The organism is Streptomyces sp. A01 (genome assembly GCF_059026195.1).
On the sequence record NZ_JBWLKN010000004.1, the window covers coordinates 36,739 to 51,443 of the forward strand.

Sequence of the window (14,705 nt, forward strand, 5' to 3'; positions counted from 1 at the left end):
GTGGCGGGGGCTTCGCCACCCGCGCCCCCATAGGGCCCGCCGGGGGTGAGCGCGTCAGTTCGCACAGCGCTCCGTGGAGTCGCCCGAATCCACACCACGCCGTACTCCTCAGGGAGTGCGGCGTCTCGTGTTGTGCGCGCCACGCCCGTCGTACGGGTGCCGTACGGGCCGTAGGCGCAGCGCCTGGCGCGGAGGCAACGCCTGCCGTGCGCGTCGTACGCGCGCCCGGACAAGTCGGGACCGGGAGCGGGACCGGCGCCGCTCAGGCGGCCTCCGTCAGCCGCAGGCGCAGCGGCCATGCCGGATCGCAGGTCTCCGGCGTGCCGTTGCGCGCGAACCACGCCTGGAGGCCCCGGGCCTGCGCCGCGTACCAGACGGCCTGCCTGGCATGCAGCTGCGCGAGGTTCAGCGGCTCAAGCCGGGGTGCGAACCGGCGGCCGACAGCCCGGACGACCTCCAGGGCGGCGGTCGCGTTGGCCGCCGCGTCGTGAGTGCCCGTCAGCTCCACCGCGTAGTGCGCGCACAGGTCCGCGAGGGTGCGGCGGCCCTCGCGGTACCGGTCGAGGTGCTTGTCGAGCACCCGGGGGTCAAGCACGCACAGTGACCGGTCGCTCAGGTAGTCCGCCAGCGAGTCCCCGCGGTGGCGGCGTAACTCCCGGTCGAGGAGCGTGAGATCGAACGGCGCGTTCATCACGACCAGCGGCACCCCGCGCCCCGCCTGCTCGGCGAGCGCGTGGGCCACCTCCGCCACGACGGGGCCCGGCGGCCTGCCGTGGTCGCGCAGGTACTCCCCGGTGAGCCCGTGGATGGCCGCCGCCTCGGCGGGCACCGGCACTCCCGGGTCCACCAGCCAGCCGGCCGTCCGCGGCGCGGCCCCGGCCGACGGCTGGACGACCAGCGCCGCGGAGACCACGCGATCGCTTGCGACGTCGACGCCGGTGGTCTCGGTGTCAAAGGCGGCGAGCGGCCCTTCGAACCAGCACGACATGACCCCAACTCCTCGCGCTCGCTTGCGTGATGCCTTACGGCCCCGCCCGACCTGGTGATACCCGAGCAGGCGGGATGTCGAACCGCCGCCGTTTACCGGGGAGTTGGGGCGGAGACAACACAGATGTACGGGCCGGGCCCAGGGAGGGGCCGGCCTCGCTCAGAAGAGCCCGGAAGGCGCCTCGGCGATGACCCTCGCGCAGCCCGACCCGGCCACGCCGACGCGAAGTCCGCTGCCCGATCGGTTCGCCCCGTCGCGTGGCTCTCTCGCCACCACCGCCCGCAGGGAGACCCCGCGGGTGGGACATTCGCACGCCGTGGCGGCAACCGCGGGCTGCTCACTCGCCCAGGCCGGGGCCGGCGCGGGAGGGGGTCCCCGATGCACCGGTCGGCCGACGAGCCCGTGAGCCCCCCTGACCCCGAGGAGGTCGATCCGGCCGTCCTCACGGCCCTGCTCGCCCGGCACGGCTGGCGGCGGCGCAGCGGAGCGGCGAGCCACTACGCGCGCTGGACCCCGCCCGGCGAGACCGGTGGGACCAGCCTGCTCGTGCCCGACAGCCGTGCCTTCCCCGACAGCGGCGACCTGCTCGGCGAGGCCCTGCTGGCGCTGTCCCGCAGCGCGGCCCCTTCCGCCCGTGAGGTGCTGGTCGGCCTCGCCGTGCCCAGCGACGAGATCCGCTGGTGGCGCGACGTACCGCAGGCGGCGGCTGAAACACGGGGCGCCGCGGCGTGGAGCGCCCAGGAGAAGCTGCGCTCCGCCGCGCGCTCCATGCTCCTCGCGGGAGCGCTGGCCACGCGCGGGCGGGCCGGTTACTACGGCGCCCGGCACCGCAAGGAGGCCGAGGCGTGCCTGGAGCGGGTGCTGGTCGGCGCGGTGCCGGGGGGCCGGGAGTTGACCGTCTTCGTTCCCGTGGAAGAGGGCCGGGCGACGGTCGCCGCCCTGCTGCGCGCCCTGCACGCCGCACGGGACGCCGCCGACTACCAGCGGGCCGCCGGTGGCATGGAGGCGTTCGACGCGGCCATTGAGGCGGGGGTGAGCCAGGAGCTCACGGAATCGATCGTCAACCTCGTCGCGGGCTCGGAGGGCACCCGGATCGCGCTGGAATGGTCACCGGCCGCCGGACCGCCGCCGGGCTTCGCCGCCCGGCCCGAGCCCGTCGAGTTCACCCCGGGCGACCTGGTCGCCCTGCGCCAGGCGGGCGCCCGCTACATACGCGACGAGCCCTCGGTGCCCGTCCGGATCACCGCCGCGGTGGTACGGCTGCGGCGTGCGGCGCCCACCGGGCCCGGGACGGTGCGGCTGCGGGTCATCGCCGGGGCCGAGGTCGGGCAGGTGCGGGCCGCCCTCGGTGAGGACGACTACCGCGTCGCCGGGCACGCCCACCTGCTCGGGCTGCCGGTGCGGGTCAGCGGCAGGCTGGAGAGCCGGGGCGGTTTCCGTCGTATCACCGGGGCCGCCGGGGTGACCCCGGTGCCGGTGGACGACGCGGAACGGGACCGGCTGCTGAAGTCACTGCGGGACAGCGCCGACTTCTTCGAGGAGACGTACGGAGGCGGCTGAGCCGGACGGCGGCCGCCCCGGGGCGTCGCGCGGGTGCCCCCGGGGCGGTGACCGCGCGGGAACCGTTTAGCGAGGTGGGCACCCGGCTCGGTACGATTCGTGCTGCGCAGCGTTCGCTGTCGCACGATTCATACGTCAGGAGAGACCGGTGTCAGACGTCCGTGTGTCCATCCATCGCGATTCCGAGCGGGAAGAACGCGTGGTGACCACGGGCACTACGGCCGCTTCCCTCTTCGAAGGCGACCGCTCCATCGTGGCCGTCCGTATCGCGGGAGAGCTGAAGGACCTGGCGTACGAGGTCGGCGACGGCGACGAGGTCGAGCCCGTCGCGATCACCGAGGAGGACGGCCTGAACATCCTGCGCCACTCCACCGCGCATGTGATGGCCCAGGCCGTGCAGGAGCTGTTCCCGCACGCCAAGCTGGGCATCGGCCCGCCCATCAAGGACGGCTTCTACTACGACTTCGACGTGGAGACCCCCTTCCACCCGGACGATCTCAAGCGCGTCGAGAAGAAGATGCAGGAGATCCAGAAGCGGGGGCAGCGCTTCTCGCGCCGCGTCACGACCGACGAGGACGCCCGCGTCGAGCTGGCCGACGAGCCGTACAAGCTGGAACTGATCGGTCTCAAGGGCTCCGCGGCCGAAGCCGCCGAGGGCGCCTCCGCCGAGGTCGGCGCGGGCGAGCTGACCATCTACGACAACCTCGACGCCAAGACGGGCGAGCTGTGCTGGAAGGACCTGTGCCGCGGCCCGCACCTGCCGTCCACCAGGGCCATCCCGGCCTTCAAGCTGATGCGCAGCGCGGCCGCCTACTGGCGGGGCAGTGAGAAGAACAAGCAGCTCCAGCGGATCTACGGCACCGCCTGGCCGACCAAGGACGAGCTGAAGGCGCACCTGGAATTCCTCGCCGAGGCCGAGAAGCGCGACCACCGCAAGCTCGGCGCCGAGCTTGACCTGTTCTCCTTCCCTGAGGAGCTGGGCTCGGGGCTGTCCGTCTTCCACCCCAAGGGCGGGGTGGTGCGCAAGGTGATGGAGGACTACTCCCGCAGGCGCCACGAAGAGAGCGGCTACGAGTTCGTCAACACCCCGCACATCTCGAAGGAGAAGCTCTTCGAGACCTCGGGCCACCTGCCGAACTACGCCGAGGGCATGTTCCCGCCCGTGGAGTTCGACGGGCAGAACTACCGCCTCAAGGCCATGAACTGCCCGATGCACAACCTGATCTTCAAGGCGCGCGGGCGTTCCTACCGTGAGCTGCCGATGCGCCTGTTCGAGTTCGGCACGGTCTACCGGTACGAGAAGTCCGGCGTGGTGCACGGCCTGACCCGCAGCCGCGGCTTCACGCAGGACGACTCGCACATCTACTGCGCCAAGGAGCAGATGCCGCAGGAGCTGGACAGCCTGCTCACCTTCGTCCTCGACCTGCTGCGCGACTACGGCCTGAGCGACTTCGAGCTGGAGCTGTCCACCCGCGACCCGGAGTCCGACAAGTTCATCGGCGAGGACGCGGAGTGGGAAGAGGCCACCGAGGCACTGCGAGAGGCGGCCGAGAAGCAGGGGCTGCCGCTGGTCCCCGACCCGGGCGGGGCGGCCTACTACGGTCCCAAGATCTCGGTTCAGGTCAAGGACGCCATCGGGCGCTCCTGGCAGATGAGCACGATCCAGGTGGACTTCCAGCAGCCGAAGCGGTTCGGCCTGGAGTACACGGCCGGCGACGGTTCGCGGCAGCAGCCGGTGATGATCCACCGGGCGCTGTTCGGCAGCATCGAGCGGTTCTTCGCCGTCCTGCTCGAGCACTACGCGGGCGCCTTCCCCGCGTGGCTCGCGCCGGTGCAGGCGACCGGCATCCCGATCGGTGACGCGCACATCCCGTATCTGGAGGAGTTCGCCGCCGAGGCGCGCGGAAAGGGCCTGCGCATCGAGGTCGACTCGTCGTCGGAGCGGATGCAGAAGAAGATCAGGAACGCCCAGAAGTCGAAGGTGCCGTTCATGGTCATCGCCGGTGACGAGGACGTCGCGAACGGCGCGGTCAGCTTCCGCTACCGGGACGGTACGCAGAAGAACGGCATCCCCCGCGACCAGGCCATCGCCGAGCTCGTGGACGTGGTGGAGCGCCGGGTCCAGGTGTGACCGCGCGCGGGTGACGCGCACCCCGTAGCACGCTGAGGGTCGGCCCCGCCCGGGGCCGACCCTCGCTGCGTACCGCCCCGCCACGGGCGAATATGCTGGCACGCATGACGAGTGAGCCGGAGCAGCAGATCGGAGTCGGGACACAGGACGCCTTTCAGCGACTGTGGACGCCTCACCGGATGGCATACATCCAAGGTGAGAACAAGCCGACCGGTCCGGGCGCTGGCGACGGCTGCCCGTTCTGCACCATCCCGGGCAAGAGCGACGTGGACGGCCTGATCATCGCCCGGGGGGAGCATGTCTACGCGGTGCTGAACCTGTATCCGTACACCTCCGGTCACCTCATGTCGGTCCCGTTCCGGCATGTCGCGGACTACACCGAGCTGACGGCGGCGGAGACGACGGAACTCGCCGAGTTCACCAAGGCGGCCATGGCCGCGCTGCGCACCGCCTCAGGCGCGCACGGCTTCAACATCGGCATGAACCAGGGCGCGGTGGCCGGGGCCGGGATCGCCGCGCACCTCCACCAGCACGTGGTGCCGCGCTGGGGCGGCGACACCAACTTCATGCCGGTCGTCGGCCAGACGAGGGTGCTGCCGCAGCTCCTGGCCGACACCCGGCAGATGCTCGCCGACGTGTGGCGCCTGCCGTAGCCGCAGCGCACGGCTGAGACGCGGGTACGCGCATGGCCCGCCTCCGGACGGAGGCGGGCCACTGTGCGGTGAGCGGGATGGTGCGGTGAGCGGGATGGCGGGCCCCGCTGTTACGCGTCGTACCAGTCGGCCTTCCGCGGCATCGGGTCCTGGACCGCGCCGCTGAGCACCAGCGAGCGGTTGCCGAACCGCTCGGTGTTCACGCCGTTGTCGTCGAGCACGCGCAGCGCGGCGTCGTGGACGACGCGCAGCACCGGAGTCGCCGCCCGCAGCGCGTCGTCCGCCATGAAGCGGTGCCGCCACGGCATCCCGGCCCACGCGTGGCGCAGACCGAACGGCTCCGGCAGCGTCAGCTTGCCGCCCAGGTAGTCGAGCAGCGGCGGATACCAGGTGAAGGGGGCGCGGGCGGCGAGCCTCACGACCTCCTTGGCTTCCACGAGCGGCTGTGCGATGTCCTTGGTCTCCCAGAACTTGATCGTCTTGTTGACCGTCTTCGTCTTCGGCTTGGGCTTGGTCATGAACAGCGGGTGCACCGGGCCGAGCGCGTGACCGGTGACCTCGATCCGCAGGGTCTTGTGCAGCACGGTGACCGTGATGAGCATCGTGATGACCAACTGGCCGTCCCAGAGCACGAACTGGACGCCCAGGTAGTGCCGGTCACCGCTGTCGAACTGCTGGTCGTTGCAGATCCGCTGCAGCTCCACGCCCTTTATCTGGTAGCCCTCCGCTTCGGTGGTCCCGCCTCGGGCGACCTCCTTCGCGCCCTCGCCGACGGGGGAGACCACCCAGTGGCGCACGGAGGGGACCGGGAAGCCACCGGTGTGCAGCGGGCCGCGCTCCAGCAGTCTGAGCTGGTCGTGGATCGCCTTTATGACATCCCAGCTGCGGAACGGGTTGATCTCCTTGTCCGCCTCGACGGGCACCAGGTCCTCGGCGAGCTGCCAGCTGCCCCAGCGGGTGCCCATCCCGAGTATGCCCTTGGGCCCGGCGTAGAAGACGACGTTGCTGTGCTGCTCGGCGGTCAGCTTCTCCAGGCCCTTGCGGAGCTGTTCCGCCGCCGTCTCGCCGGGGTTGCGCGGCACCGCCTCCGGCACCTTGGCGCCGAGGCCGCCGCCGGTGAGCAGGGCACCCCAGCGTTCGCGCAGGTCCTTCGCCGTCTTCTCGCTGATGTGTTTCGCCCACACCCAGCCGATGATCGGAGCGACGAGCACCACGCGCGCGTACAGCGCCCAGAAGCCTTCGAGCGGCATCTTGACCAGGAAGTACACGATGAGCCCGCCGAGCAGCGCGAACACCACGATCCCCAGCGCCCCGGCCCGCTTGTCCTGCGATCCGGCGAGCGTGCGGCGCAGCTGGAAGGCGGCGAGCCACAGCAGGACACCGGGCAGGAACAGCAGGCCGAAGATGACCATGACCACGGTGAGCTGGGCGTCGCGGGTCTTGCGGATGCGGTTCGCGGCGAGGCAGTGCTCGACGACGGTCTGCGGCTCGGTCCCGAAGGACTGGATCAGCTGCTTGCGCGCGCCGCCGAGCATGCGGACCTGCACCGCGCGGGCGAACGCCTCCCCGAGGTTCGGCTCGAAGAGCGAGAAGCGGGGTGCTTTGACCTCCGAGACGGTCCACTCGGAGTTGGCGTCGAGCAGCTTCTCGACCCGGTCGTCGCGATACGCCGCCGAGGCCAGTGCCTGGGTCGCCGCGGTCTGCCCGGCCGCACCCGAAAGCGGCACCTGCGCCCCGGGACTGAAGTCGAATCCGTCCGCCGTCACTACCCGCCCCCAATGCCACACGCATGTGTTGCTGCGGCCTGTTCCCGACTACCGTCGTCGGCACACCTCTTGGACCGCCCTTCAGCGTATCCGCGCAGGGTGCCGCCTGTCGCCACGGCCTGGAAAGCCGTCCGCGTCAGGGGCGTTGAAGCGGACGGCTCGCGCGCTATGCGGTGCTCTCCACCGGTTCGCGTACGCGCTCGGCCAGTTGCTGGGGCATCGGTTCGTGACGCGCGTACGAGCGGCTGAACCGGCCCGTGCCGTGGGACAGGGACCGCAGGTCCACGGCGTAGCGGCCGATCTCGATCTCGGGGACCTCAGCGCGGATCAAGGTGATCCCCGAACCGGTCTGCTCAGTGCCGACGACGCGGCCCCGGCGCCCCGACAGGTCGCTCATGACGGCCCCGACGTACTCGTCGAGGATCAGCACGCGCAGCTCGGCGACCGGCTCCAGCAGGTCTATGCGGCTGCTCGCGGCGGCTTCCCGCAGGGCGAGCGCCCCGGCGGTCTGGAAGGCGGCGTCGGAGGAGTCCACCGAGTGCGCCTTGCCGTCGACCAGCGTCACCCGCACATCGACCAGTGGGTAACCGGCGGCGACCCCGCGCGCGGCCTGGGCGCGCACACCCTTTTCCACCGACGGGATGAACTGGCGGGGCACCGCGCCGCCGACGACCTTGTCGACGAACTCGATGCCGGACCCGGCGGGCAGCGGCTCCACCTCGATCTCGCAGATCGCGTACTGGCCGTGGCCGCCGGACTGCTTGACGTGGCGGCCGCGCCCGGCGGCCCTGGCGCCGAAGGTCTCCCGCAGCGACACCTTGTGCGGCACCGTGTCCACCCGCACCCCGTAACGGGAGTGCAGCCGTTCCAGCGCGACGTCCATATGCGCCTCGCCCAGGCACCACAGCACCACCTGGTGGGTCGCCTGGTTCTGCTCAAGGCGCATCGTCGGGTCCTCGGCGACCAGCCGCGACAGCCCCTGGGACAGTTTGTCCTCATCCGCCTTGCTGTGGGCCTCGATCGCGATCGGCAGCAGCGGGTCGGGCATCACCCACGGCTCCATCAGCAGCGGGTTGTCCTTGCTGGAGAGGGTGTCGCCGGTCTCGGCGCGGTTGAGCTTGGCGACACACGCCAGGTCACCGGCGATGGCCTGGGACACGGTCCGCTGCTGCTTTCCGAACGGGGCGGACAGCGCGCCGATCCGCTCGTCCACGTCGTGGTCCTCGTGCCCGCGGTCCTCAAGACCGTGCCCCGACACGTGCACCGTCTCGTCCGGGCGGAGTGTGCCGGAGAAGACCCGCACCAGCGAGATACGGCCGACATACGGGTCGGACGAGGTCTTGACGACCTCGGCGGCCAGCGGGCCCGAGGGGTCGCACTCCAGCCGCGGCCTGGGCTTGCCCTGCGGGGTCGTCACCGCGGGCGCCTCGCGCTCCAGCGGGGTGGGAAAACCGCCGGTGATCAGTTCGAGGAGTTCCACGGTGCCAAGACCCTGCCGGGACTCACCGACGGCGGGGGCCGCGGCCAGCACCGGATGGAACGTGCCGCGCGCGACGCCCTTCTCCAGATCCTCGATAAGTGTCTTGATGTCGATGTCCTCGCCGCCCAGATAGCGGTCCATGAGGGTCTCGTCCTCGCTCTCGGCGATGATCCCCTCGATGAGCCGGTTACGGGCCTCCGCGATCAGCGGCAGCTGCTCCTCGTCCGGCGGCCGCTGGACCCGCTCGCCCGAGGAGTACTCGTAGACCCGCTGCGACAGCAGGCCGATCAGGCCCGTGACGGGGGCGTGCCCGTCCGGCCCCGCGGGGCCGTGCAGCGGCAGGTACAGGGGCAGCACGGCGTCGGGGTCGTCACCGCCGAAGGCACGTCGGCAGACGTCGGTCATCTGGTCGAAGTCGGCGCGCGCCGCCTCCAGATGTGTCACCACGATGGCGCGCGGCATGCCGACAGCGGCGCACTCCTCCCAGACCATGCGGGTCGCGCCGTCCACCCCGTCGGCCGCCGAGACAACGAAAAGGGCCGCGTCCGCCGCTCGCAGACCGGCCCTCAGCTCCCCGACGAAGTCGGCGTACCCTGGAGTGTCCAACAGATTGATCTTGATGCCACCCCAGCCGACGGGGACCAGCGACAGCTGCACCGAGCGGTGCTGGCGGTGTTCGATCTCGTCGTAGTCGGACAGACAGCCGCCGTCCTCGACCCGGCCCGCCCGGTTCACCGCCCCTGACGCCAGCGCAAGCGCTTCCACCAGCGTCGTCTTGCCCGCCCCGCTGTGGCCGACCAGCACCACATTCCGGATCGAACTGGGGCGGTCGGCCGTCGCTGCCCTGCCGGCGGCCCCTGGATGTGTACCCGACTTTTCGCCCATGTGTCTCGCCTCCCGGTTGACACCCCGCGTCCTTCGAGCTTTCCACCCAGGTCATGGTGCGTCCATACGTCGCACACGGCGCCGTAATACCGCACGCTGGGCAAGATCGTACTTTTGGCCAGGCCGGGGCCGGCGCTGACATGCCGGAAACCGTGGGGAGCGGGTCCGCGGACGAGTGCCGCGCACCAGCTGAGGGCTGCCGCGAGCACCCTCCGCCGCCACACGTGCGCGGCGCACCGTAACGCGTGGCTACGATGGGCCAGCCGGTGGCCCGTTGACCACGCGGCCCGTATCGACCCTCCGGGAAGGCCATGCTGAACAAGTACGCGCGTGCTTTCTTCACGCGTGTTCTCACGCCGTTCGCCGCCCTGCTCATCCGCCTCGGGGTCAGCCCTGACGCGGTGACTCTCATCGGAACCGGTGGAGTGATGGCGGGCGCGCTGGTCTTCTACCCTCAGGGAGAGTTCTTCTGGGGGACGGTGGTCATCACCCTCTTCGTCTTCTCCGACCTGGTCGACGGCAACATGGCGCGCCAGCTGGGCCGCTCCAGCCGCTGGGGCGCGTTCCTCGACTCGACGCTCGACCGGGTCGCCGACAGCGCGGTCTTCGGTGGCCTCGTCCTCTGGTACGCCGGGGGAGGCGACAGCATCACGCTCTGCGCGGTGGCCATCTTCTGCCTCGCCAGCGGCCAGGTCGTCTCGTACACCAAGGCGCGTGGCGAGAGCATCGGCCTGCCGGTGAACGTCAACGGGCTGGTCGAACGCGCCGAGCGACTGGTCATCTCGCTGGTGGCGTGCGGCCTCGCCGGGCTGCACAAGTTCGGGGTGCCGCACATCGAGATCCTGCTGCCGATCGCGCTCTGGGCCGTCGCCGTGGGCAGCCTCGTCACGCTCATCCAGCGCGTGGTGACCGTGCGTCGCGAGGCGAACGAGGCGGACGCCGAGTCCCCCGGTGAGCCGCCCGCCGACGCTCCGGCAGGTCAGGGGGGCGAGCGGGCGTGAGGGAGCGGCTGACCGACGCGTTGTACGGACTGGGCTGGAGCACGGTGAAGAAGCTCCCCGAGCCCGTCGTCATACGCCTCGGGCAGCAGATCGCCGACACCGTCTGGCGCCGCCGCGGCACGAACGTGCTGCGGCTTGAGGCCAACCTGGCGCGCGTCGTCCCCGACGCCTCGCCGCGCCGTCTCGCCGAGCTCTCCCGGCTGGGCATGCGCTCGTACCTGCGCTACTGGATGGAGTCCTTCCGGCTCCCGGCCTGGAGCAAGGACCGCATAAGGGACGGCTTCGCCCCCGCGGACGTCCACTACCTGAAGGACGCGCTGGCCAGCGGCCGTGGCGTCATCCTCGCGCTGCCGCACATGGGCAACTACGACCTCGCCGGCGCCTGGGTCACGACCAAGCTCGGCGTGCCGTTCACCACCGTCGCGGAACGGCTGAAACCCGAGACGCTCTACGACCGGTTCGTCGCCTACCGCGAGGGCCTCGGCATGGAGGTGCTGCCCCACATCGGCGGCAGCGCCTTCGGCACACTCGCCAGGCGGCTGCGGGCCGGGGGCCTGGTGTGCCTGGTCGCCGACCGTGACCTGTCCGCCGCGGGGGTCGAGGTCAAGTTCTTCGGGGAGGCGGCGAAGATGCCCGGTGGCCCCGCCGCACTCGCCGTACGCACCGGGGCTCCGCTGCTGCCGGTCACCCTCTGGTACAACGAGTCACCGGTTCTCCAGGGCCGGGTGCATCCGCCGGTGGAGGTGCCCGAGACCGGGACCCGCGCGGAGAAGGCCGCCATCATGACCCAGCAGCTCGCCGACGCCTTCGCCTCCGGGATCGCCGAGCACCCGCAGGACTGGCACATGCTGCAGCGCCTCTGGCTCAGCGACCTCTCCCCACGCCCCGATGACAGCTCCGGAAGCCCCGGAACGGAGAAAACTTGAGAATCGGGATCGTCTGCCCGTATGCCTGGGACGTCCCCGGGGGTGTCCAGTTCCACATCCGTGATCTCGCGGAACACCTCATCCGCCGCGGGCACGAGGTCTCCGTACTCGCCCCGGCCGACGACGAGACCCCCCTTCCGCCGTACGCCGTCTCCGCCGGACGTGCCGTGCCCGTCCCGTACAACGGTTCGGTAGCCCGGCTCAACTTCGGCTTCCTGTCCGCCGCCCGGGTGCGCCGCTGGCTGCACGACGGCGACTTCGACGTCATCCACATCCACGAGCCGACCTCCCCCTCGCTCGGCCTGCTGGCGTGCTGGGCGGCGCAGGGCCCGATCGTGGCGACGTTCCACACCTCCAACCCGCGCTCACGGGCGATGATCGCCGCGTATCCGATCCTCCAGCCGGCGCTGGAGAAGATCAGCGCGCGGATCGCGGTCAGCGAGTACGCGCGGCGGACCCTGGTCGAGCACCTGGGCGGGGACGCCGTGGTCATCCCCAACGGCGTCGACGTCGACTTCTTCGAGCGGGCCGAGCCCAAGGCCGAGTGGTGCGGTGGCGCCACCGGGGAGGGGCCGGGCGGTCACACCATCGGGTTCATCGGGCGCATCGACGAACCGCGCAAGGGACTGCCGGTGCTGATGCGGGCGCTGCCGCTCATCCTCGCCGGGCGTCCCGACACCCGGCTGCTGGTCGTCGGGCGCGGAGACGAGGAGGAAGCCGTCGCGAGCCTGCCCGAGGGCATGCGCGACCGGGTCGAGTTCCTCGGCATGGTCAGCGACGAGGACAAGGCCCGGCTGCTGCGCAGCGTCGACCTGTACGTGGCGCCCAACACCGGGGGCGAGAGCTTCGGCATCATCCTGGTGGAGGCGATGTCGGCGGGCGCGCCCGTCCTCGCCAGCGACCTCGACGCCTTCGCGCAGGTCCTCGACCAGGGCGAAGCGGGGGAGCTGTTCCGCAACGAGGACGCCGACGCGCTGGCCGCCGCCGCGCTGCGGCTGCTCGCCGACCCGCAGCGCCGCGCCGCGCTGCGGGAGCGGGGAGCCAAGCACGTACGCCGCTTCGACTGGTCCACCGTCGGCGCCGACATCCTCGCCGTGTACGAGACGGTCACCGACGGTGCCGCCTCCGTGGACACCGACGAACGCTCCACCTTGCGGTCCCGCTTCGGCCTGACGCGCGACTAGGCCGTGCCCCGTCAGGGGCGCGGGCAACCGCGACCGCGGTCCGCGACGCACAGAAAGGGGCACTCCCTTCCCGGCACGCGCCGCCGGGCACGGCCCTGGCCCAGCGATGGGGCGTGCCCTCTCAGGGGCGCGGGGAGCGGCGCGACCAGCCACGACGCGCCCGCACTCCGCGACGCACGGACAGGGACTCCCCTCCCCGTCACGACCTCACCTCCGCCGCGCCCCGCGCCAGATCGCACCGCGGCGCCGCGCCCAGCCGGTACCGTGACCCGCCGTGACCACACTCATCTGGATCGCGGTCGTCCTTGTCGCCATCACCGGTTACCTGATCTGGACCGCCGGGCGCCTCGACCGGCTGCACAGCCGGCTCGACGCCGCCCGCGCGGCGCTCGACGCCCAGCTGCTGCGCCGGGCCTCCGTCGCCCAGGAACTGGCCACCTCAGGGCTGCTCGACCCGGCCGCCTCCATCGTGCTCTACCAGGCCGCGCAGGCCGCGCGGCAGGCCGAAGAGGAGAGCCGGGAGGTCGCCGAGAGCGAGCTGAGCCAGGCGCTGCAAGCCGTGTTCGCCGAATCCGCGCAGGTCGAGGCGGTGCAGCAGGCGCCGGGCGGCGAGGCGAGCATGGGCGAACTGGTCGAGGCCGTACGCCGGGTGCCGATGGCCAGGCGCTTCCACAACGACGCGGTACGGGCGGTGCGCGCGCTGCGCAGGCACCGCAAGGTCCGGTGGTTCCGGCTCGCGGGCCACGCGCCGTTCCCCATGGCCTTCGAGATGGACGACGAGCTTCCGGCGGCGCTCGCCGAACGCATGGCCTGACAGCGCGGGGGCGGCGGCCGCGGGGGCGGCGGCGCGAGGGCGGCGGCGCGAGGGCCCTGCCACTGGCCGTGGGGGCCACCGCCACCGTACGGGGGCCACTGGACCTCAATTGGCCCTTGTCGCCCGGGGCCACCAGCGGGTTTTGTCAGAGGTGCAGCAGTATCGCCCCGCACCTGGCCCGGATGGCAGGTCAGGCCGGCACACCGAACGGGCCTACGATGGGCTCATCGCACTATTCGTTATCGAGTGAGGTCAAACCGTGTCCAGCACGCTCCCCAGCACGTCTGCAACCGCCTCCAACGGAAGCCCCGAGATCGGCACCGCCCGCGTCAAGCGCGGCATGGCCGAGCAGCTCAAGGGCGGCGTGATCATGGATGTCGTCACGCCCGAGGAAGCGAAGATCGCTGAGGACGCGGGCGCCGTCGCCGTCATGGCCCTGGAGCGGGTCCCGGCCGACATCCGCAAGGACGGCGGCGTGGCCCGGATGTCCGACCCGGACATGATCGACGGCATCATCAGCGCGGTCTCCATCCCCGTCATGGCCAAGTCCCGCATCGGCCACTTCGTCGAGGCCCAGATCCTCCAGTCGCTCGGTGTCGACTACATCGACGAGTCCGAGGTCCTCACCCCGGCCGACGAGGCCAACCACAGCGACAAGTGGGCCTTCACCACCCCCTTCGTCTGCGGCGCCACCAACCTCGGAGAGGCCCTGCGCCGTATCTCCGAGGGCGCGGCCATGATCCGCTCCAAGGGCGAGGCGGGCACGGGTAACGTCGTCGAGGCCGTCCGCCACCTGCGTCAGATCAAGGGTGAGATCGGCCGCCTGCGGTCGCTCGACCACAACGAGCTGTTCGCCGCCGCCAAGGAGCTGCGCGCCCCGTACGAGCTGGTCAAGGAGGTCGCCGAGCTGGGCAAGCTGCCCGTCGTGCTGTTCTCCGCGGGCGGTGTGGCCACCCCGGCCGACGCCGCGCTGATGCGCCAGCTCGGCGCCGAGGGCGTCTTCGTCGGCTCCGGCATCTTCAAGTCCGGCGACCCCGCCAAGCGCGCCGCCGCGATCGTGAAGGCCACCACCTTCTACGACGACCCCAAGGTCATCGCGGACGCCTCCCGCGACCTGGGCGAGGCCATGGTCGGCATCAACTGCGACACCCTCCCCGAGTCCGAGCGCTACGCCAACCGAGGCTGGTAGTCCCGGCCCGGCCGGACACGTGTGGTGGACCGGCCTCGCGGCCTCTCGCGAGGCCGGTCCACCGGCGGCGGCCCCGCCAGCAGCCCCCGGGCGGCGCCCCGCGCGCCGTCCCGCCCCCGCCATGAGAG

At 71.5% G+C, this 14,705-nt stretch carries 11 protein-coding genes and 1 pseudogene; 9 read left to right on the plus strand and 3 right to left on the minus strand.

Translation table 11 applies throughout. The features are described from left to right. Nucleotides 1-262: 262 nt before the first annotated feature. On the minus strand, nt 263-988 hold the full coding sequence (locus tag AC5P1B_RS06385) for an exonuclease domain-containing protein (RefSeq protein ID WP_493885524.1): 726 nt from the start codon (nt 986-988) through the stop codon (nt 263-265). A 187-nt stretch (nt 989-1,175) separates the two neighbouring features. Between AC5P1B_RS06385 and AC5P1B_RS06390 the strand changes: the two are divergent. From AC5P1B_RS06390 to AC5P1B_RS06405, 4 genes and pseudogenes are all read left to right on the plus strand, one after another. Further along, a pseudogene (locus AC5P1B_RS06390) lies at nt 1,176-1,337 on the plus strand (DUF4365 domain-containing protein); the annotation flags it as partial. A 29-nt stretch (nt 1,338-1,366) separates the two neighbouring features. Beyond that, on the plus strand, nt 1,367-2,548 hold the full coding sequence (locus AC5P1B_RS06395; protein WP_493885526.1) for a hypothetical protein: 1,182 nt from the start codon (nt 1,367-1,369) through the stop codon (nt 2,546-2,548). Nucleotides 2,549-2,696: 148 nt separating this feature from the next. Next, a complete protein-coding gene (gene thrS, locus AC5P1B_RS06400; protein WP_493885528.1) occupies nt 2,697-4,679 on the plus strand; it encodes a threonine--tRNA ligase in 1,983 nt (660 codons plus the stop codon). Between the two features lie 92 nt (nt 4,680-4,771). Then, entirely contained in the window at nt 4,772-5,332 is a 561-nt protein-coding gene (locus AC5P1B_RS06405) for an HIT family protein (protein ID WP_493885530.1), read from the plus strand. Nucleotides 5,333-5,442: 110 nt separating this feature from the next. Here the strand turns inward: AC5P1B_RS06405 and AC5P1B_RS06410 are convergent, their stop codons facing one another. Next, the gene (locus AC5P1B_RS06410) at nt 5,443-7,098 is read right to left on the minus strand and encodes an AbeC-like domain-containing protein (protein ID WP_493885532.1); all 1,656 of its coding nucleotides are present in this window, start codon (nt 7,096-7,098) and stop codon (nt 5,443-5,445) included. 166 nt (nt 7,099-7,264) lie between these two features. Beyond that, nucleotides 7,265-9,463 carry an elongation factor G-like protein EF-G2 gene (locus AC5P1B_RS06415; protein ID WP_493885534.1) on the minus strand — a complete coding sequence of 733 codons (2,199 nt, stop codon included), beginning with the start codon at nt 9,461-9,463 and terminating at the stop codon, nt 7,265-7,267. Nucleotides 9,464-9,774: 311 nt separating this feature from the next. Here AC5P1B_RS06415 and pgsA point away from each other — a divergent pair, with 311 nt between their 5' ends. From pgsA to pdxS, 5 genes are all read left to right on the plus strand, one after another. Continuing rightward, nucleotides 9,775-10,464: a phosphatidylinositol phosphate synthase gene (pgsA, locus tag AC5P1B_RS06420; RefSeq protein ID WP_493885535.1), complete on the plus strand. Its 690-nt coding sequence runs from the start codon at nt 9,775-9,777 to the stop codon at nt 10,462-10,464. Further along, nucleotides 10,461-11,390, plus strand: a complete 930-nt coding sequence (locus tag AC5P1B_RS06425; protein ID WP_493885537.1) for a phosphatidylinositol mannoside acyltransferase — start codon at nt 10,461-10,463, stop codon at nt 11,388-11,390. Before pgsA ends, AC5P1B_RS06425 begins: the two co-directional genes overlap by 4 nt. Beyond that, nucleotides 11,387-12,574 carry a glycosyltransferase family 4 protein gene (locus AC5P1B_RS06430; RefSeq protein ID WP_493885539.1) on the plus strand — a complete coding sequence of 396 codons (1,188 nt, stop codon included), beginning with the start codon at nt 11,387-11,389 and terminating at the stop codon, nt 12,572-12,574. Before AC5P1B_RS06425 ends, AC5P1B_RS06430 begins: the two co-directional genes overlap by 4 nt. A 274-nt stretch (nt 12,575-12,848) precedes the next feature. Beyond that, nucleotides 12,849-13,388 (plus strand): hypothetical protein, encoded by a 540-nt coding sequence (locus AC5P1B_RS06435; protein WP_493885541.1) that lies wholly within the window; start codon nt 12,849-12,851, stop codon nt 13,386-13,388. A 259-nt stretch (nt 13,389-13,647) separates the two neighbouring features. Continuing rightward, nucleotides 13,648-14,577 carry a pyridoxal 5'-phosphate synthase lyase subunit PdxS gene (gene pdxS / locus AC5P1B_RS06440; RefSeq protein ID WP_493885543.1) on the plus strand — a complete coding sequence of 310 codons (930 nt, stop codon included), beginning with the start codon at nt 13,648-13,650 and terminating at the stop codon, nt 14,575-14,577. The last annotated feature ends 128 nt before the right edge of the window (nt 14,578-14,705 follow it).